The organism is Kitasatospora sp. NPDC017646, from assembly GCF_044329365.1.
In the GTDB taxonomy this organism is placed as follows: Bacteria; Actinomycetota; Actinomycetes; order Streptomycetales; family Streptomycetaceae; genus Kitasatospora.
Genome location: NZ_JBIRJC010000016.1, coordinates 33,050 through 58,178, shown reverse-complemented (window position 1 = coordinate 58,178; position 25,129 = coordinate 33,050). Strand labels below are relative to the sequence as shown.

The following is a 25,129-nucleotide window of genomic DNA, read 5'->3' as shown; positions in this document are numbered from 1 at the left end:
CTTCCGCATCGACGACTCTCGCAGCTCGGTTTCCCGGCAGCTCCGGGATTATGCCTCTCCCCGGCCGCCGCCCGGTAGCCGGGCGGACCACCCCGCCGCCCGGGCGGTCAGGCGGCCAGGGCCCCCTCGACCGACTCGTGGATGGTGAACACCGTCCGCGCGCCGGTCAGTTCCAGTACCCGCAGCACCGTCGGCGCCACCGCCGCGAGCCGCAGGTGCAGCCCCTCCTTCTCCGCCGCGAGGCGGGTGCGGAGCAGCAGGTTCAGCCCTGAGGAGTCACAGAAGGCGACTTCCCGCAGGTCGATGACCAGCGCGGACGGCCGCTGCGCGACCAGCTCGGCGAGCGGCTCGGCGGCCGAGGCCAGCGTCTCGATGTCGAGGTCGCCGGCGAGCGCGCACACCACTGCCCCGGTCTCCGTGGTACGGCTGCGCACCACGAGACCGGGCCGGGGTACGGCGGTCACCAGAGTGGCTTCGCCCTGGCCGTTGTCGGATGGCATCATCGTCGTCCCCTCCATGTTCGTGCCTTCCGACCTTACGTAGACCGGGCCGCTGCGCCAAACACGGCCCGGCGCCCGTCAGTCGCTCTCCAGCCCTTCCCGCAGCTTCCGAAGCGTGCGGCTCAGCAGCCGGGAGACGTGCATCTGGGAGAGCCCGAGGCGGGCGCCGATCTGGGACTGCGTCATGTCCTCACAGAAGCGCATGGAGAGGATGAGCCGTTCCCGTTCCGGCAGCGCGGCCACCAGCGGCTTGAGCGCCACCAGGTCCTCGACCCGGGACAGGCTCTGGTCCTCCTCGCCGAGGCGGTCGGCGAGCGGGCCGGGGCCGTCCTCGTCCTCCGCGGCGCCGAGGTCCAGCGAGCCCGCGGTGTGCCCGTTGGCCGCGGTCAGTCCCTCGATGACCTCCTCGACCGGGAGCGAGAGGTGTTCGGCGAGTTCGGCCGGCGTGGGCGCGCGGTCGAGGTCGTGAGCGAGCTTCTCCTGGGCCCTGGCCAGGACGATGCGCAGTTCCTGGAGCCGGCGGGGCACGTGCACGGCCCAGGTGGTGTCGCGGAAGTGGCGCCGCAGTTCGCCGAGGACGGTCGGCATGGCGAAGGTGGTGAACTCCACGCCGAGGTCCGGGTCGAACCGGTCGATGGCCTTGACCAGGCCGACCGCGCCCACCTGGAGGAGGTCCTCCTTCGGCTCGCGGTGCGAGGTGAAGCGGCGGATCGCGAACCTCACGAGGGAGAGGTTCATCTCCACCAGGGTGTTGCGGACGTACGAGTACTCCCTCGTCCCCTCCTCCAGCGTGCAGAGACGGCGCAGCAGGACGCGGGTGAGTTCCCGAGCGTCGGCCGGCGCCATCTCCCGCAGCTCCGCTCCTCGGGGCAGATCGACCGGGAGCGGCTCCCGCGCGATCTCCCCCGGGGCGGTTGTGGAAACGAGCAGTTCACCGGTGGGCGTGGGCATCCGAGTCCTTTCCCGAGAGGGCACGACGGGGGCCCTGCTACCCCGGAGCGGGAGATCGATGCGGCCACCCGTCGTGAAGATTCAGTGAAACCCGCTCTGCATCGGATCCGCCACTCGGAGTCGCTCCGCCCCGGGGGCAGGCGTTTCCCGGTGGTGCGGACGCTGCGGTAGCCTCCGTGACGGTACCCACCGCACCCGACCGACGACCGGAACCACCCGGCCGGGTTCGGTGATGCCCACGACCGGATGCGGGCCCCCGGCCCGGCGTTCTACGGAGGCGACGTTCGATGCCTGGCCCGACCACGTCCAACGGCTCGCAGCACCGCCCGGCGAACGGGCCGGCGGCCGCGCTGGGCAACGAGCCCGAACTGCGGCAACTGCTGGCCGGCCTGACGGCCGTCCGGGACGGCGACTTCAGCACGAAACTGCCCGACGACGCGCACGGGCTGCTGGGCGAGATCGCCTTGGTGTTCAACGGCATGGTCGACCAGCTGTCGCACTTCACCTCCGAGGTGACGCGCGTCGCGCGGGAGGTCGGTACCGAGGGCCGGCTCGGCGGCCAGGCCCAGGTCCCCGGGGTCTCCGGCACCTGGGCGGACCTGACCGACTCGGTCAACGCGATGGCCGGCAACCTCACCTGGCAGGTGCGCGGGATCGCCCAGGTCACCACGGCGGTGGCGCGCGGCGATCTCACCCAGAAGATCGAGGTCGACGCCCGGGGCGAGATCCTGGAGCTCAAGAACACCGTCAACACGATGGTCGACCAGCTGTCCTCGTTCGCCGGGGAGGTCACCCGGGTGGCCCGCGAGGTCGGCACCGAGGGCATCCTCGGCGGCCAGGCCCGGGTCGTCGGCGTCTCGGGGACCTGGCGCGACCTCACCGACTCGGTGAACTCCATGGCCGGCAACCTCACCGGCCAGGTCCGCGCGATCGCCCAGGTGGCCACCGCGGTCGCCGAGGGCGACCTGTCGCAGAAGATCACCGTCACCGCCCGGGGCGAGATCCTGGAGCTGAAGGAGACCATCAACACGATGGTCGACCAGCTCTCCTCGTTCGCCGACGAGGTCACCCGGGTGGCCCGCGAGGTCGGCACCGAGGGCCGGCTCGGCGGCCAGGCCAAGGTCGAGGGCGTGTCCGGCACGTGGAAGCGGCTCACCGAGAACGTCAACGAACTGGCCGGCAACCTCACCAGGCAGGTCCGGGCGATCGCCGAGGTCACCAGCGCCGTCGCGGCCGGCGACCTCACCCGCTCGATCACCGTCGACGCCTCCGGCGAGGTCGCCGACCTCAAGGACAACATCAACTTCATGGTGGAGTCCCTGCGCGAGACCACCCGCGCCAACGAGGAACAGGACTGGCTGAAGACCAATCTCGCCCGCTTCTCCGCCCTGATGCAGGGTCGGCGCGACCTCGGCGTCGTCGCCGAGTCCGTCATGGACGAACTCGCCCCGCTGGTGGGCGCCCAGTGCGGCGCCTTCTACCTCGCCGAGGACAGCACGGACGGGACGATCCTCCAGCTCGTCGGCTCCTACGCGTTCCCCGACGGCGAACGCCCCACCCGCTTCCGCCTGGGCGAGTCCTTCGTCGGCCAGGCCGCGCGCAGTCGCCGGACCATCGCCGTCGACGCCCTGCCGCCCGGCTACCTCCCCGCCTCCTCCGGCCTCGGCCGCACCGACTCGCTGTCCCTGATGGTGCTGCCGATCGTCGTCGAGGACCAGGTCCTCGGCGTCATCGAGCTGGCCTCCGTCAAGCCGTTCACGCAGGTCCACCGGGACTTCCTGGACCAGCTCATGGAGACCATCGGCGTCAACGTCAACACCATCATCGCCAACGCCCGCACCGACGAGCTGCTCGGCGAATCACAGCGGCTCACCGCCGAACTCCAGGCCCGTTCCGAGGAACTCCAGGCCCGGCAGGAGGAACTCCAGTTCTCCAACGCCGAGTTGGAGGACAAGGCGGAACTCCTCGCCGCCCAGAACCGCGACATCGAGACGAAGAACCTGGAGATCGAACAGGCCCGTCAGGAGCTGGAGGAGCGCGCCCACCAGCTCTCCCTCGCCTCGAAGTACAAGTCGGAGTTCCTGGCCAACATGAGCCACGAGCTGCGCACGCCGCTCAACAGCCTGCTCATCCTCGCCCAGTTGCTCGCCCAGAACCCCACGAGGAACCTGACCGCCAAGCAGGTCGAGTACGCCGGCATCATCCACTCCGCCGGCTCCGACCTGCTCCAGCTCATCAACGACATCCTCGACCTGTCCAAGGTCGAGGCGGGCAAGATGGACCTGAACATCGACGCGGTGCCGCTGCACGCGCTGCTCGACTACGTCGAGGCCACCTTCCGCCCGATGACCGGCCAGAAGAACCTCGCCTTCGCCGTACGGACGGCGTCCGGGGTCCCCGGCGAACTCCTCACCGACGACTACCGGTTGCGCCAGGTTCTGCGCAACCTGCTGTCCAACGCCGTCAAGTTCACCGAGCACGGCAAGGTCGAGCTGCGCATCGAGCCCGCCGGCGAGGCCGAACTTCCCGACGGCGTCCGGCGAGGCGGCCCGGTGCTCGCCTTCCGGGTGACCGACACCGGCATCGGGATCGCGCCCCAGCACCTGGAGACCGTCTTCGGCGCCTTCCAGCAGGCCGACGGCACCACCAGCCGCAAGTACGGCGGCACCGGCCTCGGCCTGTCCATCAGCCGCGAGATCGCCTTCCTGCTCGGCGGCGCCATCACGGTCGAGAGCACCCTCGGCCGGGGCACCGTCTTCACCCTCTACCTCCCGGTCGAGCACTCCGAGGTCGCCGCGAGCGAACTCCCGCTGACGCCCGGAGCGCCGGGCGGCGCCGTCGCGGGGGCCCTCGCGGAACAGCCCGTCGATCCCGCCGACGACCCCTCCTCCGGACGGCCGCGGCGACTCCTCGTCGTCGAGGGACGCCCCAACGGTCTGCTGACCCTCGTGGCGGAGAACGCCGTCGCCGACCTCGCCCGCTACTCCGCCGGGCACCGGCAGGTCGAGATCGTCACCGCCGTCGGGGCCCAGGAGGCCGCCACCGCACTCGCCACCGCGCCGTGCCACTGCGTCGTCCTGGAACTCGACCTGCCGGACGGCGCGGCCGCCACGCTCCTCGCCGACATGGAGGGCGACCCGGCCCTGCACACCGTCCCCGTGCTGGCGCACAACAACCGGGGCGTCACCGGCGAACGCGCGGACTCCGTCTCCCGTCCGGGCGAACGGCCGCTGGAACTGATCGCCAGCCTCGACGAGTTGCGCGAGCGGATCGCCCTGCACATGAGCGCCGACCGCCCCGGCGGCGCGCTCCCACCGGGACGCGGCGCGGACCGGGTGTCCTCCTGGAGCCCCGGCGCCGAACCGGCGCTCGCCGGCCGCACGGCCCTCGTGGTCGACGACGACGACCGCAACCTGTACGCGATCACCAGCATCCTGGAGCTCCACGGCATGCGGGTGCTCCAGGCCGAGAACGGGCGCGCCGCGCTGGAGTCGCTCACCGCCCACCCCGGCATCGACGTCATCCTGATGGACGTGATGATGCCCGAGATGGACGGGTACACGGCCACTGCGGCGATCCGCGCCATGCCCGAGCACGAGGGCCTGCCGATCATCGCCGTGACCGCCAAGGCGATGATCGGCGACCGGGAGAAGAGCCTGGCCGCGGGCGCTAGCGACTACATCACCAAACCGGTCGACGCCGACGAGGTGATCAGCCGGATCACGCACCACCTCACGCGGTAGCCGCCGCCGACCGGAGCAGCAGTCCAGACCCCAGGAGCCACCACCGTGCAGCACCCCGACGAGCAACTCGCCAAGGGCCGCCCGCCCGAGACGGAACCGGCCGTCGGCGCCCCCAGGGTCGGGGCGCAGCGCGGCTCGGCCGGGCCCGAGGCGCTCGCCGCCCGGGAGCCGGAGCCGGACCGCACGGCCACGGCGGTGGGCCGGCTCGCCAGCACGGTGGAGCGCCTGCGCCGGGAGCTGGACCAGGCGCAGGCGGACGGGGCGGGCCGGGCCGTGCTGGAGATGGCCGTCGGCGTGCTGGTGGAGCGCCTGCGGTGCGGCCCCACCGAAGCCGCCCGGCAGTTGGAGGGCCTGGCCGAGCAGGCGGGGGTGACGACGCTGGCGCTGGCCGCCGACCTGCTCAACCAGGCCGCGGCGGACCAGATCTCGGCGCTCGCCCGTGAGTTCGTCGCCGGCGCCGCGATCCGCTCCGAGGAGGCCGCCCGGACCGACGGGGCGGCGGTGCGCGCCGGCGCGGCGGCCAGGGGCGCGGATCCGGTCGCACTGCGGCTGCGCAGCACCGAGGCGGACACGATCGCGGGCGGCGACGCCGCGACGGCGGCCCGCTCCATGCTGGACCACGCCCTGCGCCCGCTCGGCGTGGCCGCGGTGGCCATCTGGGCCGCCCATCCCGACCTCTCGCTGTCGCTCGCGGGCAGCGCCGGCTTCCAGCCGGAGGAGGCCCGCCGCTGGCGCCACGTTCCGCCCGGCGTCCCGACGCCGGCCCGCCGGGCGCTGGACGAACGCACGGCGATCGGCTACCACGTGCTCGCCGACGCCTCGTTGCCCTCCATCGGCCAGCACGACGTCCGCGGCGGGCGGCTGGCCGTGCCGGCCGGTGTCGGCGGCCGGCTGATCGGCGTCCTGGAGATCTGCTGGCGCGAGGCGCTGCCCGAGCAGTCCCAGCCGCTGCAACGGCAGTTCGAGGCCCTCGCGGGGGTGGCCGCCGCCACCCTGGAGTCCTGGGACCCCCGGGAGTTCCCCTCCGCCGACTCCGCCGACTCCCAGTTCGACGAGCTGCGGCAGCTCACGGACGGCCTCTTCGACCCGTGCCTGGTGCTCCGCGTGGCGCCGGAGGACGGCGAGGTGCCGCCGCGGTTCGTGGTGCGGCACGTGAACCCGTCCTTCGTCGACTTCGCCGGCCGGCCCACGGCCGCGATCGTGGGCTCCCGGCTGCTGGAGGCGTACCCGCTCGCGGCCGAGCCGGGAGGCCTCGCCGAGAAGGTCGAGCACGTCTTCGCCTCCGGAGAGCCGTTCCGAACCCCGGACATGCGGCTCGCCGCCCTCGTCGACGGGGTGCCGCTGACCACCCGGGCGCAGGTGAGCATCAGTCGGCACGGCTCCCACCTGGTGGTCGTCTGGCGGCTGGACGACGGCACGCCGCGGGTCGCCCGTCTGCTCCAGCACGCGCAGCGCCTGGGCCGGATCGGCGGCTTCGAGGAGAACCTGCGCACGCGCCAGATCGTCTGGAACGACAGCCTGTTCGAGCTGCACGGGCTGCCGCCCACCGCACAGCCCATCTCCATCGACCAGCTGGCCGAGCACGCCCACCCGGACGACCGGCACACCATCGGCCGGTTCCTGCGCACCCTGCTGCACCACCGCCGGCCGGCCTCCACCGCCTTCCGGCTCCAGCGCCCCGACGGCGTCACCCGGCACATCCGCGTCGTGGCGGAGCCGGTGCGCGATCCGCGCAGCGGGCTGCGCCTGGTGCGCGGCGCCTACCAGGACATCTCCGCCCAGCACTGGACGGAGGTCGCGCTGGCCGCCACCCGCGACCAGTTGGCCCAGAGCGAGCAGCAGGCGGCCGAGCGCAGCCGCCTCGCCCTCCAGCTCCAGCACGCCATCATGCCGCCCACCCGCGGCCCGCTGGACCTGCACGACCTGCACGTGGCCGTGCGTTACCGGCCGGCCGAGAAGGACCACCTGGTCGGCGGCGACTGGTACGACGCGCTCGCGCTGCCGACCGGCGACGTCCTGCTGTGCGTCGGCGACGTCGCCGGACACGGCATCGAGGCCGCCACCGGCATGGTCGCGCTGCGCAACGCGCTGCGCGGCCTGGCCGCCACCGGCGCCGGGCCGGGCCAACTGCTCAGCTGGCTCAACAGCGTCACCCACCACCTGACCGACAACGTCACGGCCACCGCGGTCTGCGGGCTGTACGAACCGGCGACCCGCCGGCTGCGCTGGGCCCGGGCGGGCCACCCGCCGCCGGTCCTGCTGCGCGAGGGCCGCGCGAGGACCCTTCCGCAGGTGGGCGGCATCCTGCTCGGTGCCCTGGACCAGGCGGACTACGAGGAGGACGAGTTCGTCCTGGAGGCCGGCGACACGCTGGTGATGTACACCGACGGCCTGATCGAACGCCGCGACGAGTCCCTCCAGGCGTCCCTGACCCACCTGACGACCCTCAGCGAACGGGCCCACCGCGATGCGGCCGTCAGCGCCAACGGCCTCGAAGGGCACCTGGACCACCTGCTCCAGTACAGCAGCGCCGACACCGACGACGACACCTGCCTGGTCGGCGTGGCGGTCCGCAGGCCGGGCAGCTGACCCCGGCGACGGCCCGGCGCCCGCGCGCGGGCCTCGGTTCCGTGCGAACGGGCGGGCCGGATAGCCTGACGGGACCGACGGGCGGCCCCCGCCCGTTCGACGAAGGCCGCGGGGTGAACCCGCTCGGATGGAGAACGATGTCCCCTCTTCACGACTGCTCCGACCCGGTGGAACGTGCCGCCGGACTGCGCGAGGCCTGCGCCGCGCTGCGGCGCGGTGAGCTCGTCGTCCTGCCCACCGACACCGTGTACGGCGTCGGTGCGGACGCCTTCGACCCGGAGGCGGTGGCCCGGCTCCTGCGGGCCAAGGGACGCGGGCGCAACATGCCCTCGCCGGTCCTGGTCGGCTCCCCCGGCGACCTCGACGACCTGGTCGACGGCCTGCCCCGGCGGGCGAGCGAGTTGATGGCGGCGTTCTGGCCCGGCGGACTGACCCTGGTCGCCCGTCACAAGCCCTCGATCACGTGGGACCTCGGGGACACCGGAGGAACGGTGGCCGTGCGGATGCCCGACCACCCCGTCGCCCTCGAACTCCTGCGGCGGACCGGTCCGCTGGCCGTGTCCAGCGCCAACCTGACCGGCAAGCCGTCCCCGCAGGACTGCCGCGCCGCTCAGGACATGCTCGGCGGGGCGGCGGCCGTCTACCTCGACGCCGGGCCCACGCCGGCCGCCGTACCGTCCTCGATCGTGGACCTCACCGGCCCGGTCCCGGTCCTGGTCCGCGCGGGCGCGATCAGCACCGAGCGGCTGCGCGAGGTCGCGCCCGACCTGCGGGAACGCTGAGCGACCGCACGGTTCGCCGCCGCCAGGCACCGCTGGCGGCGGCGAACCGCACGGACCCGGGGTCTACAGGGTGCGGGTGAGGCGGTCGGTCAGCAGACGGGTGAAGCGGGCCGGGTCGGGCAGGTCGCCGCCTTCGGCGAGCAGGGCGCTGCCGTGGACGAGTTCGGCGATGTCGGCGAGCGCCGGGTCGTCGGGCCCTGCCTTGTGGGCCCGGTGCAGGGCGGTGATGAGGGGGTGGGTCGGGTTGAGTTCGAGGTTGCGCTTGACCTGGGGGAACTCCTGGCCCATGGCCCGGTACATCTTCTCCAGGGTGGGGGTCAGGTCGTTGGCGTCCCCGACGAGGCACGCGGCGGAGGTGGTGAGCCGGGTGGAGAGGCGGACGTCCTTGACGTGCTCGGCGAGTGAGGTCCGGAGCCAGGTGAGGAGGGCGGCGAAGTCCTCTTCGCGCTGGGCCTTCTCCGCCTTCGCCTCGTCATTGCCGTCGCCGTCGGCGTCACCGTCGAGGTCGACCTGGCCCTTGGCGATGGACTGGAAGCGGTGGCCGTCGAACGCGGGGACCTGGTCGGCCCATACCTCGTCGACGGGGTCGGTGAGGATCAGGACCTCGTAGCCCTTGGCGGTGAAGGCCTCCATGTGCGGGGAGTTCTCCACCATCTGGCGGTTCTCGCCGGTCAGGTAGTAGATGGTGTCCTGGCCGTCCTTCATCCGCTCGACGTACTCGCGCAGCGTGGTCGGCTTCTGCGCGTCGTGGGTGGAGGCGGCCGAGACCAGCTCCAGCAGGGTGCCGGTGTTGTCGCGGTCCTCGAGCAGGCCTTCCTTGAGGACGCGGCCGAACTGGTCCCACAGCTTGGCGTAGGCGTCGGGGTTCGCGGCCCGCATGTCCTTGAGGGCGGTGAGGACCTTCTTGACGAGGCGTCGGCGCACGGCGGTGATCTGACGGTCGTGCTGGAGGATCTCGCGCGAGACGTTGAGCGAGAGGTCGTGGGCGTCCACGACCCCCTTGACGAAGCGCAGGTAGTTCGGCATGAGCGCGTCGCAGTCGTCCATGATGAACACGCGCTTGACGTACAGCTGCACGCCCCGCTTGGTGTCGCGGGAGAACAGGTCGAACGGGGCGTGGGCGGGGACGAACAGCAGCGCCTCGTACTCGAAGGTGCCCTCGGCGCGCATGTGGATGGTCTCGGCGGGCTCCTGCCAGTCGTGGCTGATCTGCTGGTAGAACTCGTTGTACTCGGCCTGGGTCACCTCGCTGCGCGGGCGGGCCCACAGGGCCTTCATCGAGTTCAGCGTCTCCGGAGCGCCCGCGGCCCCGTCCTCGGCGCCGGATCCGGCGTCCGTGCCGACGGGTTCGGCTGCCATGCGGATGGGCCAGCGGATGAAGTCGGAGTACTGCTTGACGATCTGGCGGATCTTCCAGCCGGCCAGGTAGTCGCCGAGCCCGTCCTCGCCGTCCGCCGGCTTGAGGTGCAGCGTGACCGAGGTGCCCACCGGCAGGCCGTCGCCCGGCGCGATGGTGTAGGTGCCCTCACCGTCGGACTCCCACACGGTGCCCTGCTCGGTCCCGGCGCGACGGGTGCGCAGGGTGACCTTGTCGGCGACCATGAACGCCGAGTAGAAGCCGACGCCGAACTGGCCGATCAGGCTCTGCGCCGCGTCCGCGTCCTTGGCCTCCTTGATCTTGGCCAGCAGACTGGCGGTGCCGGACTTGGCGATGGTGCCGATCAGGTCGACCACGTCGTCGCGGGTCATGCCGATGCCGTTGTCCCGCACCGTCAGGGTGCGGGCCTCCTTGTCGACCTCCAGCGTGATGTGCAGGTCGGAGGTGTCGACGGCGAGGCCGGTGTCGGTGAGGGATTCCAGGCGGAGCTTGTCGAGGGCGTCGGAGGCGTTGGAGATCAGCTCGCGCAGGAAGATGTCCTTGTTCGAGTAGATCGAGTGGATCACCAGCTGCAGCAGCTGGCGGGTCTCCGCCTGGAACTCCAGCGTCTCGGTCGGGCTGGCCACGGGACGGGTCTCCTTCAGTGGAAAGTGGAAAGGGGTCGGGTCGGGACGGGTCGCCGGGGCCGGACGGGCGTGCCGCTCGGCCGGCTCCGGGCTGTTCAGATGTGGCTGAGGGGCTGGTGAGCGGGGCGGGCGGTACGGGCTGCCGTCGTCACGCCGGTCGGCGGCGGTGGTGCCCCGTGTGCCGGGGCGGCGTGATCAGCGGCTGCTGCAGGTCGGCCGGAGTCACGGACGTCGGGTGGCAGGGGTACGGGTGGCCGTCACGCCGAGGGCCCTCGGGCGCGTCCGTCGCGCGGTGGGCGGGCCGGAGGCCGTCACGGGCCGGCAGGGGGTCTGCGGCGCTGTCGGCCGCTGTCGGCGCGCAGCTGTTCGGCCCGGGCGGTGAGCTCGTCGAGGCGATCGGCGATCGCCGGATGGTCCGCCTCCAGGAGCGGCCGGGTCTCGGCGAGCGGGCCGAGCAGCCGGGCGGGGTCGTGGTGGCCGAGCGCGTCCATCAGGCGTTCCAGGGCGGGGGCCGCCGAGGAGCCGAGGCCGTCCAGGGCGCCGATCTGTCCGGCGAGCCGGCGCAGGTCCGCGGCGTTGGCGCGGGCCCAGGTGGTGACCGCCCGGTCGGCGGCGCGCCGGTCGCGCGCCGCCCGGACGCGCTGTTCGCCGGTGCTGCCTGCCTCGGTGCCGGCGTCGCCGTCGGGGCGCAGACGCAGGTAGCGGCGTTCGGCGGCCTGGCGGCTCTGGACGCCCAGCGGTTCGGCGAGGTCGCTCCAGGTGGCACCGGCGTCGCGGGCGGTCTCGATCAGGCCGGTCTCCCAGCCGGCGAGCTCCTCGCGGAGGTGGCGCAGCACCAGGAGCGCGGCGAGGGCCTGCTGCGGGTCGCTCTGGCCCGGGACGTCCGGCGGTGCGTGGCGGGCGGTGCGCGCGGCGGCGTCCATCGTGCCCAGCGCGGCGGCGGCGGCCAGGAACGAGACCGGCCCCACCCCGGCCGTGCCGGTGTCCTGCGCATCCATTCCGTCACTCTTTCGTTGACGCGTCCTGCCGTCGTCGTGCCGATGACAGACTACAACGGCTTCGGGTCCTGCCGCACCGGTTTCCGGCGTCCCGGCCGCACGACGGTCCCCGTCTACTCGTCGGGTCCGTGCGCGTCCACGGTCGGTCGGATCAGGACCCGGCCGAGCAGCGCCCCGCCGTAGATGGTGTAGCCGACCCCGACCAGCCAGGACTGCACCACCAGGACGGTGCCGACCGTGCCGTAGGACACCGCGTTGGCCACCAGCAGCGGTGCCAGCACGAGGTAGGAGAAGAACCAGAGCCCCACCAGCGCCACCACGGTGGCCACCGCGCCCGGCAGGAGGAGCCTGCCCGCGACGCGGGAGGCGAGCAGCAGGTGCTGCAGCCACCAGAACAGCAGGACTCCCCCGCCCAGGGTGACCGCGATCCGCAGTCCCGGCTGCAGCACCGTGCGCTGCCCCAGCTGCCCGCTCCACTCCGCCGCGAGGATGTAACCCACCAGGCCCGCGAGGCCGACGGCCTGACGGGCGGCACTGTGCCAGGGGCCGCGGGGCAGGTCCCAGATCCGCTCGAACACGCCCTGCACCGACGCCATCAAGGACACCCCGAACACCGCCACCGCCACGACACCACCCACGGTGGTCGTGCTCAACGTCCGCCCCCTGCTGCTGAACAACCCTCGGACGGCCTGTTCGCCCTCGGCCCTCAGGCCCATCCCGTCAGTGATCCACTGCGCCAGTCCGCTACCTCGGGTGACCGACGCCGCCGCGATCACCACCAGCAGCGGCACCAGCGTCACCAGGAACAGCGCCCCGAACGCCATTGCCCGCTCCAGCACCTGCATCTCACGCCCGCGCCGCCACACCTCGGTCGACCGCGCCGCCACCCACCGCGCCCCGTTCATCCCGCCACCCCCTCCCTCATGGATTCCACCGGCCTCCGGCGGGCCCGAAGCTACCGGGGCTCCCCCCGGAAACGGTGCCGGGACACTCCGAGCGGACGGCAACGCCCGCCCCCTCCCGCCGGGGCACCCGCTCGGCTACGCATCGGGGTGGCCGCGCCGGCGGTCCCGCATACAGTCCGAAATGCGGGATATGAGGGGAAGCAACGTCGGCGACCCGGCCGGGTCGGCACCCCGGCGACACCGCCCCTACTCGGACAGGAGAACCGCACATGGGACACGGCGGCAACGTGATCGACGAGCTGATGACGGACCACCGGGAGGTGGAGGAGATGTTCGCCCGGGTCCAGGCGCTGCCGACGGGCGACGAGCGGCGCCGCGAGGTGGCGGACGGGTTCACCATCGAGCTGGTGCGCCACTCGGTGGCCGAGGAGCAGTACCTGTACCCGGCGGTGCGTGAGCACGTGCCCGGTGGTGGGAGTCTCGCGGACAAGGAGATCGCCGACCACGAGACCGTCGAGAAACTCCTCAAGGAACTCGAGGGCGTTGACTGCGGCGACGCCCGCTTCGGCGTCCTGGTCGACCGGATCATCTCCGAGGTCTCGGCGCACATCCGTGACGAGGAACAGAACCTGTTCCCGGCCCTGGCCAGGGCCTGCTCGCCCGAGCAGCTGAACGAACTGGGTGAGCGGGTCCGGCGGGCGAAGAAGGTCGCACCCACGCGCCCCCACCCGAACGCCCCCGACAACAAGCTGCTCGCCGCCGGTACCGGCCTGGTCGACCGCGCCCGCGACCTGGTCACGGGCCGCGGCAAGGCCTGACGCCGAACCACTGTCGTGGGGGGGGGGGGGGGGGGGGGGGGGGGGGCGCGCCCCGCCCCCCCGCGGGGCCGGGGGGGCGGGGGGGGGGCCCGCGCGCCCCCCCCCGCCCCCCGCCCCCCCCGCCCGCCCGGGGGGCCGGGCCGCCGCCCCGCCCCCCCCCCCCCCCGGGGGGGGGGCGGGGGGGGGGGGCCCCCCCGCCCCCCCCCCCCACGACAGTGGTTCGGCGCCCTACCGGGTGGCTCGCGCCGGCGGTCCCCCCGGCGGTCAGCCTCCACCGGCCGCGGTCCAGTAGCCGGGGTCGGCCGGCAGGCGCGTGCGCAGGTCGCTGCGGACCTGCCGGGCCACCCGCCGGGTGTCGCGCCGGTTGACCGTCGCACCGATGCCCGCGCCGAGGAGCAGCGGGCTCACCGACGGCAGGCGGCGTATCCAGCTGCGGGTGAGCCGGCGGCGCACCTGTTGGCGCACCTCCGAGCCGAGCGCGAGCGCCGCGAGGCCCGCCGGACGGATCAGCAGTTTCGCGTCGATCCCCCGTCGGTTGGCCCAGGCGCCCAGGTAGGCCGCGGCCCGCTGGGTGGCGCTGCCCCGTACCGGGACGCCGTAGACCTGGTGCAGCTCGGCGATCAGCTTGATCTCCACCGCCGCCACGGCCAGCGTCTCGGCCGCGATCTCCACCGGCATCGCGAGCGGCACCGGCAGCATCGCCACCGCCCCGACGCCCGCGCCGAGCGCGCCGGAGGCCCGGGTGGCGCCGACGACCAGCAGATCGGCCAGGCGCTCCGGGTCGGCGGCGCCGGGATGCTGGGCGCGCAGGGTGGCGAGGTCACGGACCGGGATCCGCGGGGCCGCGCGCACCAGCTGCTCGGTGAGGGCCTTGCCGCCGAGGACCGCTCCCCGGCCACCGCTGCCCAGCAGCCGCGTCGCCCTCCCCCTCAGTGCCCGGGCGCGGCCTCGCTCGGCGCGCTCCTCGACGGCCGGCCAGGCCCCGACCGGCTGCTCGGCCCGCTCGACCAGGTCGGCCAGGCCTTCGCCCAGGCTCGCCCCCGGGACGGCGCCGCCCATCCCGGGGGCGGGCCCGGAGTTCGGGGCTCCGGGTGTGACGGGGCCCGTCCTCGAAGCTCCGGGCTCCGGGGGCCCCGGCCGCTCGACGCGGCCCGTTCTGCGGAAGACTGCCATGCGTGGGCGGGTACCCGGCCAGCCGGACGGCACGCCTGGGACGGTCCGCCGAGTGGGTGGCCGGCACTTCGGTTAGCGTCGGACGGGGAACCGGACGGTGGTCGGAGGTCGGCGACATGGCAGCAACGGCAATCGCGCGGCTGGCGGAGGAGTGGCGGCGGGCGGCGGATCAGCACCTGACGCCGACCAAACAATCACTCGTGGTGATGTGGACGGCGTTCGGCACCACCTTCGGCACGGTGCGCCTCATCACGCACGGGATCAGGGGCGGCTGGCTGCCCTGGGGCAACATCTCGGCCGGCGGGAAGCACCTGCACCACTACAACATCGGCATCGCGGCGCTGGCCGGAGTCGGCCTGGTCGCCGTCCGCGGTGACGAGCGGGCGGTCGGCCACCCGGCGGTCGCCGCCGTCTACGGCGCCGGCGCGGCCCTGATCACCGACGAGTTCGCCCTCTTGCTGGACTTGCAGGACGTCTACTGGGCCAAGCAGGGCCGGGTGAGCGTCGACGTCTCGTTCGGAGTGCTCGCCGCGCTCGGCGGCTACCTGTCGGCCGCGCCGTTCTGGCACGAGATCGTCCGGAGCACCCACCGCCGGCTGCGGGCCGGGTAGGGGTCCGACCCTGCCGTGGGCCCCGGCCGGCTCGTCCTGGAACGCCATCCGCCCGCCAAGGGTCAGGCCGCCGAGCGGTGGTGGGCCGGACTGAGCATCAGGTTCCTTTCCTCCTCGCTCAACCCGCCCCACACGCCGTACGGCTCGCGCGTTTCGAGCGCGTGGCGCCGGCACTCGACGCGGACCGGACACATGGCGCAGACCGCCTTCGCCGCTTCCTCGCGTGCCTTGTGCGCGGCACCCCGCTCACCGGCGGGATGGAAGAAGAGGCTGTTCTCGACCCGGCGACAGGCAGCCTCCAACTGCCAGTCCCAGTAGTGGTCGTAGGCTCCGGGCAAACGCGAGATGTCCGCCATCAGAGATCGCCTTCCTTCGATCGGATGGAAGCATGTCGCTGTCCGTGTAGCCAGGATCCGGAATCCCATTCACGCTGGGCCCGGCGGATTTGGCCCGGGACGGCGGAACGGCCGTCGGCGGGACTCCCGCCCACTCCCCCGCCGAGGTGGCTCGCGGCCGCCCCGGGGCGGCGACAACGACGGCGTCGCCCGTTTTGTTAGCAACCGGCCCATTCCGGGCAGGCGCGCTGACGCGTCAACGACACGGCCGAGGATGGAGGAGGCGATCGGTGGTGCCGTGGCTGTTCCTCGTCACGTTCACAACGTACGGAGTCGTCGCGGGGCTGACGGCTCGAATGGTCTTCGCACGATCACGTGCCGGATTCGTCGCCGGCAGAAGGGGAGCGCACACCGAGTGGGTCGAGGAGCGGTTCGAGGAGCAGGAACGGGCCCAGGCCGAGGCGGTGGCCCTGGTGTCGGGGCTGTGCTGGGTCGTCGCGATCCCGGCCCTGCTGCTCAGGCGGGTCGTGACCGGGCTGGTGCTGGACCGGCCCGCTCCGCGGAGCACCGCGACCCCGACGCAGTCGGTGGCCGACCGGATCGAGGAGCTCGAAAGGGCGTTGGGGCTCGACGCATCCGCGCCGAACGCCCTGCCCGGCGATCCACCGGAGCCGCGCGGTCCGGAAGTCGAAGGAACGCAGGCCGATTGAGCGAGGGCGGGACGCCGGGGAGCAGGCGCGGAAGGCCGCGAGCAGCTTGTCGGTGAGGCGGTCGGGCGCTGCGTGCCCTGCCCGCCGCGTTCGTCTCCGACGCCGCCTCCCCCGCCCTGATGGCGCTCACCACCGGCACCAGCGGAACCCCCACCGCGGTGTGGTTCTCCCGGGCCGAAGTCGAGAGCGCCATCGCGTTAAGCACCATCTCCGCCGTGCTCGGCCTCGGACTGCGGCCCCGCCACACCGTCGCCTACGCCGGTTGCTCCCGCGCCACCCTGCCGCTGGTCTACGCCGAGGAGTCCACCACCCGCGCCGGGGCCGGGTTCGTCCAGTTCGGCACCGTCGAACCGGCGCTGGCCCTCGACCGGCTCGCCGCCCCGCTCGGCCTGCCCGGCAAGGATCCGCAGGTCACCCACCTCACCACCTCCGCCTGCTGCTGCTCGTCCTCTTCCTGCTGGTCGCCGCCAAGGCCCACGGCCGTACGGCGGCCTGGTGCGCCGCCCTCGCGGGCCTGCTGGTGACCAGCGCCGTCAGCACCTGCTTCGCACTCGGCCTGCTGACCACCGGTTTCCCGCTGCTCACCGCCCTCGGCCCGGCGATCGTCGCCCAACACCTCCACTGGAGGCGGCGGCTCGGCGGAGAGCGGACCACCGCCCAGTGGCGCGAGGGCCGCTCCGCCCCGCTGCCGCCGCCCTCCGGCACCGAACCCACCGCCGCCTTCACCGCCACCATCCCGGACGACACTCCCCCGGGCACCTGGCTCGCCCTCGCCGACGGCCGCGTCCTCGGCTCCGGCCCCACCCCGGGCCGCGCCCGCCGCGACGCCCGCCGCAACGGTTCGGACCGGCCGACCACGGCCAGGATGGTCTGAGTCCGATCCGGGGCGCGGCGCACCCCCGACGACCTGGCACTCGACCGCCTCGCCCGGCCGGCCACGCCGTCGACTCCTGCCGATCGGGCCCGTCTGCGTCTTTCCGCGAGCTGGGCGATGGAGCGACCGCGGAACGCTCCGTGACACAGCTCGCGAGGACCTCGGCGCCAGGGACGCCGGTGACGCCTCCCTCGGGGTCTGCGACCAGCCGCCGCGGCAGGAGAGCCTAGCCGCAACTTCCAACACCAATCAACACCTCCGGGCAACGCCGGTCAACGCCGCCTCCGGCCGACGAAACGGGCGGGTGCCGGGGCTATTGACGCCGTCTCGGCTTTGACCGAAGCTGTCCCGGGCGCCTGTCTACCGATCGGTAGACAGGTGAGCCCGAGCGCTCCCCCGTTGAGCAGCCCTGACCAGGACGACCGTCAGGCCCCTCAACGGAGTGCGCAGCGCGCCCGCGCGGACCGGCGGGCATCACGAGACGGTTTCGAAACCGCCCCGGAGGCAAAGCTGAGCTTGACTCAGGCCTGAACGGGGCGTTTTCTTTTGCTCCATCGCGTTTGATTACGATGCTTTCTGATCGATTCTGTTGCTACTGGCTGATCGGCCCCCACCTTCAGGAGCCCCACCATGCACCTCTCCCCCCGTGGCCGCCTGGCCCCGCTCGCCGCGCTGAGCCTGGTCACCGCCTTCGGTCTGACGGCCTGTTCCACCGGGCAGACCTCCTCGTCCGGCGCCGACGCCGCGGTGGCCCCGGTCTCCGGCAAGGTCTCGATCACCTACCTGCAGAAGCAGGGCGACCAGCAGTACTTCGTGGACGAGGCCGCCGGCGCCAAGGCCAAGGCGGCCGAGCTGGGCGCCGACCTGAAGGTCGTCAACCTCGGCAACGACGCCAACAAGACGGTCGGCGAGGTGCAGGCCGCGATCGCCCAGAAGAGCAACGGCCTGATCATCGTGGTGCCGGACCCTGCGGTCGGCCCGCAGGTCGTCCAGACCGCCCGGGACGCCAAGGCCGCGCTGCTCACCTCGGACGACCAGGTCTGCGCGAGCGGCCCCTCCCCGACCCAGTGCGCCGCCGGCGACCTGGTGCCCCGGATCGGCTTCTCCGGCCAGCAGATGGGCCAGCAGGTCGGCCAGCGCGCCGCGGAGGAGTTCAAGAAGGCAGGCTGGAACGCGGCCGACACCCGGATCATCTCCGCCTGGAAGCAGGACGTGACCGTCTGCGGCGACCGGGTCAAGGCCGCCCGGACCGCCTTCGACCAGGCCGCGCCGGGCGTGCAGGGCATCGATGTGGCCACCGACAACACGCCGACCGGCGCCCAGGACAAGGTGGCCGCCACCATCACCGCCAACGCCGGCGTCAAGCACTGGGTCGTCTGGGGCTGCAACGACGAGAACGTCCAGGGCGCCGTCACCGCCCTGCAGAACGCCGGGGTCAGCCCCGACGACATCGACGGCGTCGGCCTGGGCGCCTACCTGGCGTGCAAGGACTGGGCCTCCGGCAAGCCCTCCGGCATGAAGGCCGCGCTGTTCATCAACGGCAAGGACGTCGGCGCCCTGTCGGTGCAGACGATGTACGACAAGCTCAAGAACGGCAAGGACTTCCCCAAGGAGGCCTTCGCCCCGACCAAGATGGTCGACGCCGCGACCTGGCAGTCCGCGGGCGTGTCCTGCAGCTGACGCCGCATCCGGCGTCGCGCCGAGCCGGCGGTGCGGCAGGCCCGCCCAGGCCCCCGCCGCACCCCCGACGCTCCCCAAGACCGTCCGCACCGCACCGCCAACGAGGCCCCGATGACCCCACCTGAATCCCCGCCCCTCCCCCCACCGGACGGCTCGGCCGGCCTGAGCGCCGAGGGGGTGTCCAAGCGCTTCGGCGCCGTCCAGGCGCTGACGGACGTCACCCTCAGTTTCCCTCCCGGCCAGGTCACCGCCCTGATGGGCGAGAACGGCGCCGGAAAGTCGACCCTGCTGCGCATCCTCACCGGCGACCACCGCCCCAGCGGGGGCCGCGTCCTGCTGGACGGCCGGCCCCTGGAGCTGAACTCCCCGCAGGACGCCCGCCGGGCCGGGATCCGGATCATTCCGCAGGAACCCGAGATCATCCCGCACGTCCCGGTCGCCGAGAACGTCTACGCCGGCGCGCTGCCCCGCACCCGGCTGCGCCGCCTGGACCGCGCCGGGCTGCACCGGCGCATCGTCGCCGACCTGCGCCGCCTCGGCTTCGACAAGGTCCTCGACCCCACCCTGCTCGGCTCCGAACTCACGGCTGCGCAGCGTCAGTTGGTCGAGATCATGCGGGCTCTGACCGGCGCCGTCCCGCCGCGCGCGATCGCCTTCGACGAGCCCACCTCCTCGCTCTCCGAGCACGAGGTGGAGGCCCTGTTCGCCCTGATCGGACGCCTGCGCGACGAGGGCATCGCGGTCATCTACGTCTCCCACCGGATGAAGGAGATCTTCCGGCTCGCCGACCGCATCGCCGTGCTGCGCGACGGACGGGTGGCCGGCGTGGTCCAGGCCGCCGCCACCGGCGAGGGCGAACTCGTCCGGCTCATGGTCGGCCGAGACCTGTCCTCGCTGTTCGTCCGCCAGCAGGTCGCCACCGATCGGGTCGTCCTGGACGTCGAGGACCTCAGCACCGACGACGTGCACGGCATCGACCTGCGGGTCCGGGCCGGCGAGGTCGTCGCGCTGGCGGGCCTGATCGGCGCCGGACGGTCCGAACTGGCCCTCGCGCTGGCGGGCGACGCCCCGATCCGCTCCGGCACGGTGACCCTCAACGGCGAAGTCCTGCGGCTGAGGAACCCCGGCGACGCCATCGCCGCGGGCATCGGTCTGGCCCCCGAGGAGCGCAAGACCCAGGCGCTGTTCCTGCACCGCACGATCCGGGACAACACCTCGCTGGTCAGCCTGGGCCGGCTGAGCCGCTGGCGGTTCGTCAGGCGCCGTCAGGAGAAGGACCTCGCCCAGGAGTACGCCGACCGGCTGCGGGTCCGCGCCCCCTCCGTCGAGGCGGAGGTCCGCACCCTGTCCGGCGGCAACCAGCAGAAGGTCGTCCTGGCCCGCTGGCTCGCCCGCAGGCCCGACCTGCTGATCCTCGACGAGCCCACCCGCGGCGTCGACATCGGCGCCAAGGCCGAGATCTACCAGATCATCGCCGACCTCGCCCGCGCGGGCACCGCCGTCCTGGTCATCTCCTCCGAACTGCCCGAAGTACTCGGCCTCGCCGACCGGGTCGTGGTGATGCAGAACGGCCGCACCACCGGCGAGCTCACCCGCGAGCAGGCCACCGAGGAGGCCGTCCTCGCCCTCGCCATGGCCGACGACCTGGCCACCACCGCCCCCGCCCAGACCGGAGAGACCCGATGACCACCGCCACTCCCCCGACCGCCCCGGCGCCGGACGCCGGGGCCGCGAACGCCCGGTCCGGTGGCCCGCGCGCCCTGCTGGCCGCGGTCGGCGGCCAGAACCTCAGCCTGATCGGCGCCCTCGTCGCCGTCGTCGCCCTGTTCGGCTGGCTCAACCCGAACTTCGCCGGTTGGGACAACATCCAGGTCATCGCCGAGGCCGTCACCATCTCCGGACTGCTGGCCGTCGTCCAGACCGTGGTGATCATCTGCGGCGGCCTGGACATCTCGGTCGGTTCCCAGGCCGGCCTGGCCTCCGTCACCAGCGCGATGGTCTTCACCTCCACCGGCGCCAACCCCTACCTCGGCATCGGCGCCGCCCTCGCCATCGGCGCCGGCATCGGCCTGTTCAACGGCGTCGTCATCGTCTACGGCCGGGTCAACCCGACCATCGCCACCCTCGCCGGACTGGCCGCCTACAAGGGCGTCGCCCAGCTCGTCTCGGACGGCCGGGCCCAGGGCTACGTGCTCAACGACCCGGTCTTCGTCTTCCTCAGCCGGGGGCGGATCGCCGGCCTGCCCACCATGGTCTGGCTGCTGATCCTCACCGCCCTCGCCGTGCACGCCCTGCTCACGTACACGGACATCGGCCGCAACATCTACGCCATCGGCGGCAACGACACCGCCGCCCGCCTGGCCGGCATCAACCTCAACAAGTACCTGATCGCCGCCTACGCACTCAGCGGCACCGTCGCCGCCCTCGCGGGCGTGCTGCTCACCGCCCGCACCGGCAGCGGCCAGCCCGTCTCCGGCAGCGAAGGCCTGGAGCTGCAGTCGATCACCGCGGCCGCCCTCGGCGGCTGCGCCCTCAAGGGCGGCAAGGGCGGCATCGGCGGCACCCTGCTCGCGGTCGCGCTGCTCGGCGCACTGCAGAACGGCCTCACCGTCCAGAACATCAACTCCTTCTGGCAGAACGTCGCCCAGGGCGCCCTGCTGGTCGCCGCCGTCGTCATCCAACAGCGCCGCAACCGCGACCGCGCGGTCGGCCTGCCCGCCTAGGGCGTCGGCCCGTCCTTGCGGGCCGGGGAACCGGCCGTCCCCTGACCGCCGGTGCCGCGACCGAACGCGGCGCCGGCGGTTCGGTCCCCGGACCGGTACCGGGGGGAGAGCCGGCCGGCGGTGCTGGGATAATGACTCCCGCAGGCCCCGGCCGCGTTCCCGGTCGCCGACGAGAACGCCCAGGCCGCACGTGCTCGTTCGATCGAAAGGTCCTCCGTGGCTGACCAGACGTTGCTCGCCGCCCAGCGCCAGGCACTGATCCTGGAGGCGATCCGCCGGGCCGGCGCGGTCCGGGTCGCCGAACTGGTCGAACAGTTCGGCGTGTCCGACATGACCATCCGCCGGGACCTCGACGCGCTGGTCCGTCAGGGCACCGTGGAGAAGGTCCACGGCGGCGCGGTGGCGACCGGGACGGCGAGCACCTTCGAACCCGGCTTCGACGCCAAGTCCGGGCTGGAGGAGGGCACCAAGGCCGCGCTCGCGGACGCGGCGGTCAAGCTGGTGGAGCCGGGCAGCGTGGTGGCCCTCTCGGCCGGGACCACGACCTACGCGGTCGCCGCCCGGCTCCTGGAGGTCCCGGGGCTGACGGTGGTGACCAACTCGCTCCGGATCGCGGACCTGCTCTGGACGGCGGGGAGCGAGGGGAAGGAGACCGTCCCCTCGCTGCTGCTGACGGGCGGGTCGCCCACCCGCTCGGCGGCCCTGGTGGGGGCGCTGGCCGACCAGACGATCCGCTCGCTGCACGTGGACCTGCTGATCCTCGGCGTGCACGGGGTGAGCGAGCAGGCCGGCCTCACCACGCCCAACCTGGCCGAGGCGCAGACCAACCGGGCCCTGATCGCCTCGGCACGCCGTACGGTCGTGGTCGCGGACCACACCAAGTGGGGCGTGGTCGGGCTGAGCAGCTTCGCGACGCTGGCCGAGGTCGACTGCTTCGTCACCGACGACGCCCTCCCGGCGACCGCCCGCGAGGTGGTCGCCGAGGCGGTCGGCGAGCTGGTCGTCGTCCCGGCGTTCGGCTGAGCGGGCGGCCGGCTCGGCGGCCGGCCGGCTCGGCGGCCGGCCGGGTCAGGCCACCCGCCGGGCGCCCGCCGAGGGCACCGCGGTGAAGGTGGCGGGTGCGGTGAAGCCCGCCGAGCGGAAGGCCGACCGCACCGCCTCGAAGACCGCTGCCCGATCCGCGGCCCCGACCAGCGCGATGACGGACCCGCCGAAGCCGCCACCGGTCATCCGGGCGCCCAAGGCCCCAGCGGCGACGGCGGCTTCCACCGCGAGGTCCGTCTCCGCGCAGGAGACCCGGAAGTCGTCGCGCAGCGAGGCGTGTCCGGCCGTCAGCACCGGCCCCAGTGCCGCGAGCTCACCGCGGCCCAGGTGGTCGATCGTCTCCAGCACTCGCCCGTTCTCGGTGACCACGTGCCGCACCAGCGGCCGGAGTTCGCCGGGCAGCCGGTCCAGGGCCGGGGCCAGGTCGGCGGCCGGGAGGTCGCGCAGCGCGGGCAGACCGAGCAGGCCCGCGGCGCGCTCGCAGCCCGCCCGCAGGGCCGCGTAGGCGCCGTCGCCGAGGTCGTGCTTGACCCGGGTGTCGATCACCAGCAGCCGCAGACCCGCCGCCGTCAGGTCGAGCGGCACGTGCCGCTGTTCCAGCGTCCGGGTGTCGAGGAACAGCGCGGTGCCGTCCGTGCAGCAGGCGGAGGCCATCTGGTCCATCACTCCGCAGGGCACGCCGACGAAGGCGTTCTCCGCCCGTTGGGCGACCAGGGCGAGTTCCGGCGCGGTCAGGCCCAGTTCGTACAGGTCGTTCAGGGCCGCGGCCGTCGCGCACTCCAGGGCGGCCGAGGAGGAGAGCCCGGCTCCGCTCGGCACGTCGCTGTCGACGAACAGGTCGGCCCCGCCGACGGGGTGGCCCGCCTCGGCGAGCGCCCAGAAGACCCCGGCCGGGTAGCTCGCCCAGCTCGCCACGGCGCCGGGCGCCAGTCCCTCCAGCGCCAGGTCGGTGACCGTGCCGTCGCCCTGGGCGCTGTACAGCCGCAGCCGTCCGTCCGTCCGGCGGCGCGCGCTGACCCGGGTGGTGTGCGGAAGGGCGATCGGCAGGACGAAGCCGTCGTTGTAGTCGGTGTGTTCGCCGATCAGGTTCACCCGGCCGGGGGCGGCCCAGACGCCGCTCGGCCGTGCCCCGTGGACGGCCTCGAAGTCGGTGGCGGCCTCGTCGATCATCTGTTCAGCTCCATGTGTGGTGAGCGGGGTTGGTCCTCGCCGGCGGTGATGTCAGCAAGCGGGAGCAAATTCCGACATAATCAAACATGCCTGGCCCTCAAGGTCAACGTCTGCGGCGAACCTGGATGGACATGATCAGGCGGGTCGCCCGGACCGTCGGGAAACACCACCGCCACAGGCCAGTCCTTGTTGACAAGCGATCGTGTTTGTTTGAATCTGTTGAAGCTTGAAAACTGCCGGGGCGACGTCCAACGCGTAAGGAGCACAGCGGTGCACAGAACCGCCACCAAGTTGGCCGACGGCCGCGAACTGGTCTACTTCGACCGGGCGCCAGGAGCCGTTCGCGACGTCCGGGACGAACGCCCCCTGGAGCCCGCCGCCAGCCTCTCCGAGATCCGGCTCGACCCGGTGCTCGGCGAGTGGGTCACGGTGGCCGCCCACCGCCAGCAGCGCACCTACCGCCCGCCGGCCGGCGAGTGTCCGCTGTGCCCCTCCCGGGACGGGCGGCTCAGTGAGATCCCGGCGGCCGACTACGAGGTGGCGGTGTTCGAGAACCGCTTCCCCTCGCTCGCCCCCGGGTCGGCCGAGCACGTCGCGGCGCGGGACGCGCCCCTGCACACCCTCCGACCCGGCAACGGCCGCTGCGAGGTGGTCTGCTTCACCTCCGACCACGACGCCTCCTTCGCGGACCTGGACGAGGCCGGGGCACGCCTGGTGCTGGACGCCTGGACCGACCGTACGGCGGAACTGTCCGCCCTGCCCGGCGTGCGGCAGGTGTACTGCTTCGAGAACCGCGGCGAGGAGATCGGCGTCACGCTCGCCCACCCGCACGGCCAGATCTACGCCTTCTCCTTCGTCCCCTCCCGCACCACCCGGATGATCGCCCGGGCCGAGGCGCACCGCGCCCGCACCGGCCGGAACCTGTTCGAGGACCTGCTGGCGGCCGAGGAGGCCACCCCGGAGCGGCTGGTCCTGCGGGGCGAGCACTGGATCGCCTTCGTGCCGTTCGCCGCGCGCTGGCCGTACGAGGTCCACCTCTACCCCAGGCGCCGGGTCGCCGACCTCACCGAGCTGACCGAACCCGAGCGCGCCGAGTTCCCCGGCCTCTACCTGGACCTGCTGCGCCGCTTCGACGCGCTGTTCCCCGCCCCGCCCGGCGCGGCGCCCAACCGGACCCCGTACATCTCGGCCTGGCACCAGGCTCCCCGCACCGGCGGCGGGCAACTCGCCCTCCACCTCGAACTGTTCACCGTCCGTCGGGCGCCGGGCAAGCTCAAGTACCTGGCCGGTGTGGAATCGGGGATGGACGCCTTCGTCACCGACGTGAGCCCGGAGCAGGCCGCCTCCCGCCTCCGGGAGGCGGCACTCGGCTGATCCGCGACCCGACCGCGGCACCGAAGGAGCCCACCGTGTCGTCCTGACCGGCGACGCGGTGGGCTCCTTCGGCATGGGCGGCGGCCCTGCGGCCTGCCCGCGCTCGACGCCCGGATTGGCGCGCCCGACCCGAAGCCCGCCTCGA

General features: G+C 73.3%; 21 protein-coding genes. 13 read left to right on the top strand and 8 right to left on the bottom strand.

The window, feature by feature from the left end:
• Positions 1 to 107 precede the first annotated feature (107 nt).
• Positions 108 to 503: an STAS domain-containing protein gene (locus tag ACH4J0_RS24245; RefSeq protein WP_396242635.1), complete on the bottom strand. Its 396-nt coding sequence runs from the start codon at positions 501 to 503 to the stop codon at positions 108 to 110.
• Positions 504 to 578: 75 nt separating this feature from the next.
• Positions 579 to 1,451 carry a SigB/SigF/SigG family RNA polymerase sigma factor gene (locus ACH4J0_RS24240; protein WP_396242634.1) on the bottom strand — a complete coding sequence of 291 codons (873 nt, stop codon included), beginning with the start codon at positions 1,449 to 1,451 and terminating at the stop codon, positions 579 to 581.
• A 287-nt stretch (positions 1,452 to 1,738) separates the two neighbouring features.
• Here ACH4J0_RS24240 and ACH4J0_RS24235 point away from each other — a divergent pair, with 287 nt between their 5' ends.
• The 3 genes from ACH4J0_RS24235 (at position 1,739) to ACH4J0_RS24225 (ending at position 8,565) form a co-directional block, all read left to right on the top strand.
• Complete coding sequence (locus ACH4J0_RS24235) at positions 1,739 to 5,194, top strand: HAMP domain-containing protein (protein ID WP_396242633.1); 3,456 nt, start codon at positions 1,739 to 1,741, stop codon at positions 5,192 to 5,194.
• Positions 5,195 to 5,239: 45 nt separating this feature from the next.
• The gene (locus tag ACH4J0_RS24230) at positions 5,240 to 7,783 is read left to right on the top strand and encodes a SpoIIE family protein phosphatase (protein WP_396242632.1); all 2,544 of its coding nucleotides are present in this window, start codon (positions 5,240 to 5,242) and stop codon (positions 7,781 to 7,783) included.
• Between the two features lie 137 nt (positions 7,784 to 7,920).
• The gene (locus ACH4J0_RS24225; RefSeq protein WP_396242631.1) at positions 7,921 to 8,565 is read left to right on the top strand and encodes an L-threonylcarbamoyladenylate synthase; all 645 of its coding nucleotides are present in this window, start codon (positions 7,921 to 7,923) and stop codon (positions 8,563 to 8,565) included.
• Between the two features lie 63 nt (positions 8,566 to 8,628).
• On the opposite strand, the gene htpG is transcribed toward ACH4J0_RS24225, so the two are convergent.
• The 3 genes from htpG to ACH4J0_RS24210 all read right to left on the bottom strand — a co-directional run bounded on the left by htpG (position 8,629) and on the right by ACH4J0_RS24210 (position 12,472).
• Entirely contained in the window at positions 8,629 to 10,569 is a 1,941-nt protein-coding gene (gene htpG, locus ACH4J0_RS24220; RefSeq protein WP_396242630.1) for a molecular chaperone HtpG, read from the bottom strand.
• Between the two features lie 311 nt (positions 10,570 to 10,880).
• Entirely contained in the window at positions 10,881 to 11,567 is a 687-nt protein-coding gene (locus tag ACH4J0_RS24215) for a type III effector protein (protein WP_396242629.1), read from the bottom strand.
• Between the two features lie 113 nt (positions 11,568 to 11,680).
• Positions 11,681 to 12,472, bottom strand: coding sequence for a ribonuclease BN (locus ACH4J0_RS24210; protein ID WP_396242628.1), 792 nt, complete (start codon positions 12,470 to 12,472; stop codon positions 11,681 to 11,683).
• 269 nt (positions 12,473 to 12,741) lie between these two features.
• Here ACH4J0_RS24210 and ACH4J0_RS24205 point away from each other — a divergent pair, with 269 nt between their 5' ends.
• A complete protein-coding gene (locus ACH4J0_RS24205; RefSeq protein WP_396242627.1) occupies positions 12,742 to 13,290 on the top strand; it encodes a hemerythrin domain-containing protein in 549 nt (182 codons plus the stop codon).
• A gap of 264 nt (positions 13,291 to 13,554) precedes the next feature.
• On the opposite strand, the gene ACH4J0_RS24200 is transcribed toward ACH4J0_RS24205, so the two are convergent.
• Positions 13,555 to 14,349, bottom strand: coding sequence for a hypothetical protein (locus ACH4J0_RS24200; RefSeq protein WP_396242626.1), 795 nt, complete (start codon positions 14,347 to 14,349; stop codon positions 13,555 to 13,557).
• Positions 14,350 to 14,579: 230 nt separating this feature from the next.
• On the opposite strand from ACH4J0_RS24200, the gene ACH4J0_RS24195 reads away from it, so the two are divergent.
• Positions 14,580 to 15,074 (top strand): hypothetical protein, encoded by a 495-nt coding sequence (locus ACH4J0_RS24195; RefSeq protein ID WP_396242625.1) that lies wholly within the window; start codon positions 14,580 to 14,582, stop codon positions 15,072 to 15,074.
• Positions 15,075 to 15,136: 62 nt separating this feature from the next.
• Here ACH4J0_RS24195 and ACH4J0_RS24190 read toward each other — a convergent pair whose 3' ends face one another.
• Positions 15,137 to 15,430, bottom strand: a complete 294-nt coding sequence (locus tag ACH4J0_RS24190) for a WhiB family transcriptional regulator (RefSeq protein WP_396242624.1) — start codon at positions 15,428 to 15,430, stop codon at positions 15,137 to 15,139.
• 269 nt (positions 15,431 to 15,699) lie between these two features.
• Here ACH4J0_RS24190 and ACH4J0_RS24185 point away from each other — a divergent pair, with 269 nt between their 5' ends.
• The 7 genes from ACH4J0_RS24185 (at position 15,700) to ACH4J0_RS24155 (ending at position 22,419) form a co-directional block, all read left to right on the top strand.
• The gene (locus ACH4J0_RS24185) at positions 15,700 to 16,119 is read left to right on the top strand and encodes a hypothetical protein (RefSeq protein WP_396242622.1); all 420 of its coding nucleotides are present in this window, start codon (positions 15,700 to 15,702) and stop codon (positions 16,117 to 16,119) included.
• Positions 16,120 to 16,238: 119 nt separating this feature from the next.
• Positions 16,239 to 16,643, top strand: coding sequence for a hypothetical protein (locus ACH4J0_RS24180; protein ID WP_396242621.1), 405 nt, complete (start codon positions 16,239 to 16,241; stop codon positions 16,641 to 16,643).
• Positions 16,640 to 16,993, top strand: coding sequence for a hypothetical protein (locus ACH4J0_RS24175; protein ID WP_396242620.1), 354 nt, complete (start codon positions 16,640 to 16,642; stop codon positions 16,991 to 16,993). The genes ACH4J0_RS24180 and ACH4J0_RS24175 overlap by 4 nt, the downstream gene beginning before the upstream one ends.
• Before the next feature lie 630 nt (positions 16,994 to 17,623).
• The gene (locus ACH4J0_RS24170; RefSeq protein WP_396242619.1) at positions 17,624 to 18,673 is read left to right on the top strand and encodes a substrate-binding domain-containing protein; all 1,050 of its coding nucleotides are present in this window, start codon (positions 17,624 to 17,626) and stop codon (positions 18,671 to 18,673) included.
• Positions 18,674 to 18,784: 111 nt separating this feature from the next.
• The gene (locus tag ACH4J0_RS24165) at positions 18,785 to 20,359 is read left to right on the top strand and encodes a sugar ABC transporter ATP-binding protein (protein ID WP_396242618.1); all 1,575 of its coding nucleotides are present in this window, start codon (positions 18,785 to 18,787) and stop codon (positions 20,357 to 20,359) included.
• Positions 20,356 to 21,396, top strand: a complete 1,041-nt coding sequence (locus tag ACH4J0_RS24160) for an ABC transporter permease (protein WP_396242617.1) — start codon at positions 20,356 to 20,358, stop codon at positions 21,394 to 21,396. Before ACH4J0_RS24165 ends, ACH4J0_RS24160 begins: the two co-directional genes overlap by 4 nt.
• 216 nt (positions 21,397 to 21,612) lie before the next feature.
• Entirely contained in the window at positions 21,613 to 22,419 is an 807-nt protein-coding gene (locus ACH4J0_RS24155) for a DeoR/GlpR family DNA-binding transcription regulator (RefSeq protein ID WP_396242616.1), read from the top strand.
• Positions 22,420 to 22,464: 45 nt separating this feature from the next.
• Here ACH4J0_RS24155 and galK read toward each other — a convergent pair whose 3' ends face one another.
• Entirely contained in the window at positions 22,465 to 23,610 is a 1,146-nt protein-coding gene (gene galK / locus ACH4J0_RS24150; protein WP_396242615.1) for a galactokinase, read from the bottom strand.
• Positions 23,611 to 23,880: 270 nt separating this feature from the next.
• Between galK and galT the strand changes: the two genes are divergently transcribed.
• Positions 23,881 to 24,984: a galactose-1-phosphate uridylyltransferase gene (gene galT / locus ACH4J0_RS24145; RefSeq protein ID WP_396242614.1), complete on the top strand. Its 1,104-nt coding sequence runs from the start codon at positions 23,881 to 23,883 to the stop codon at positions 24,982 to 24,984.
• Positions 24,985 to 25,129 lie beyond the last annotated feature (145 nt).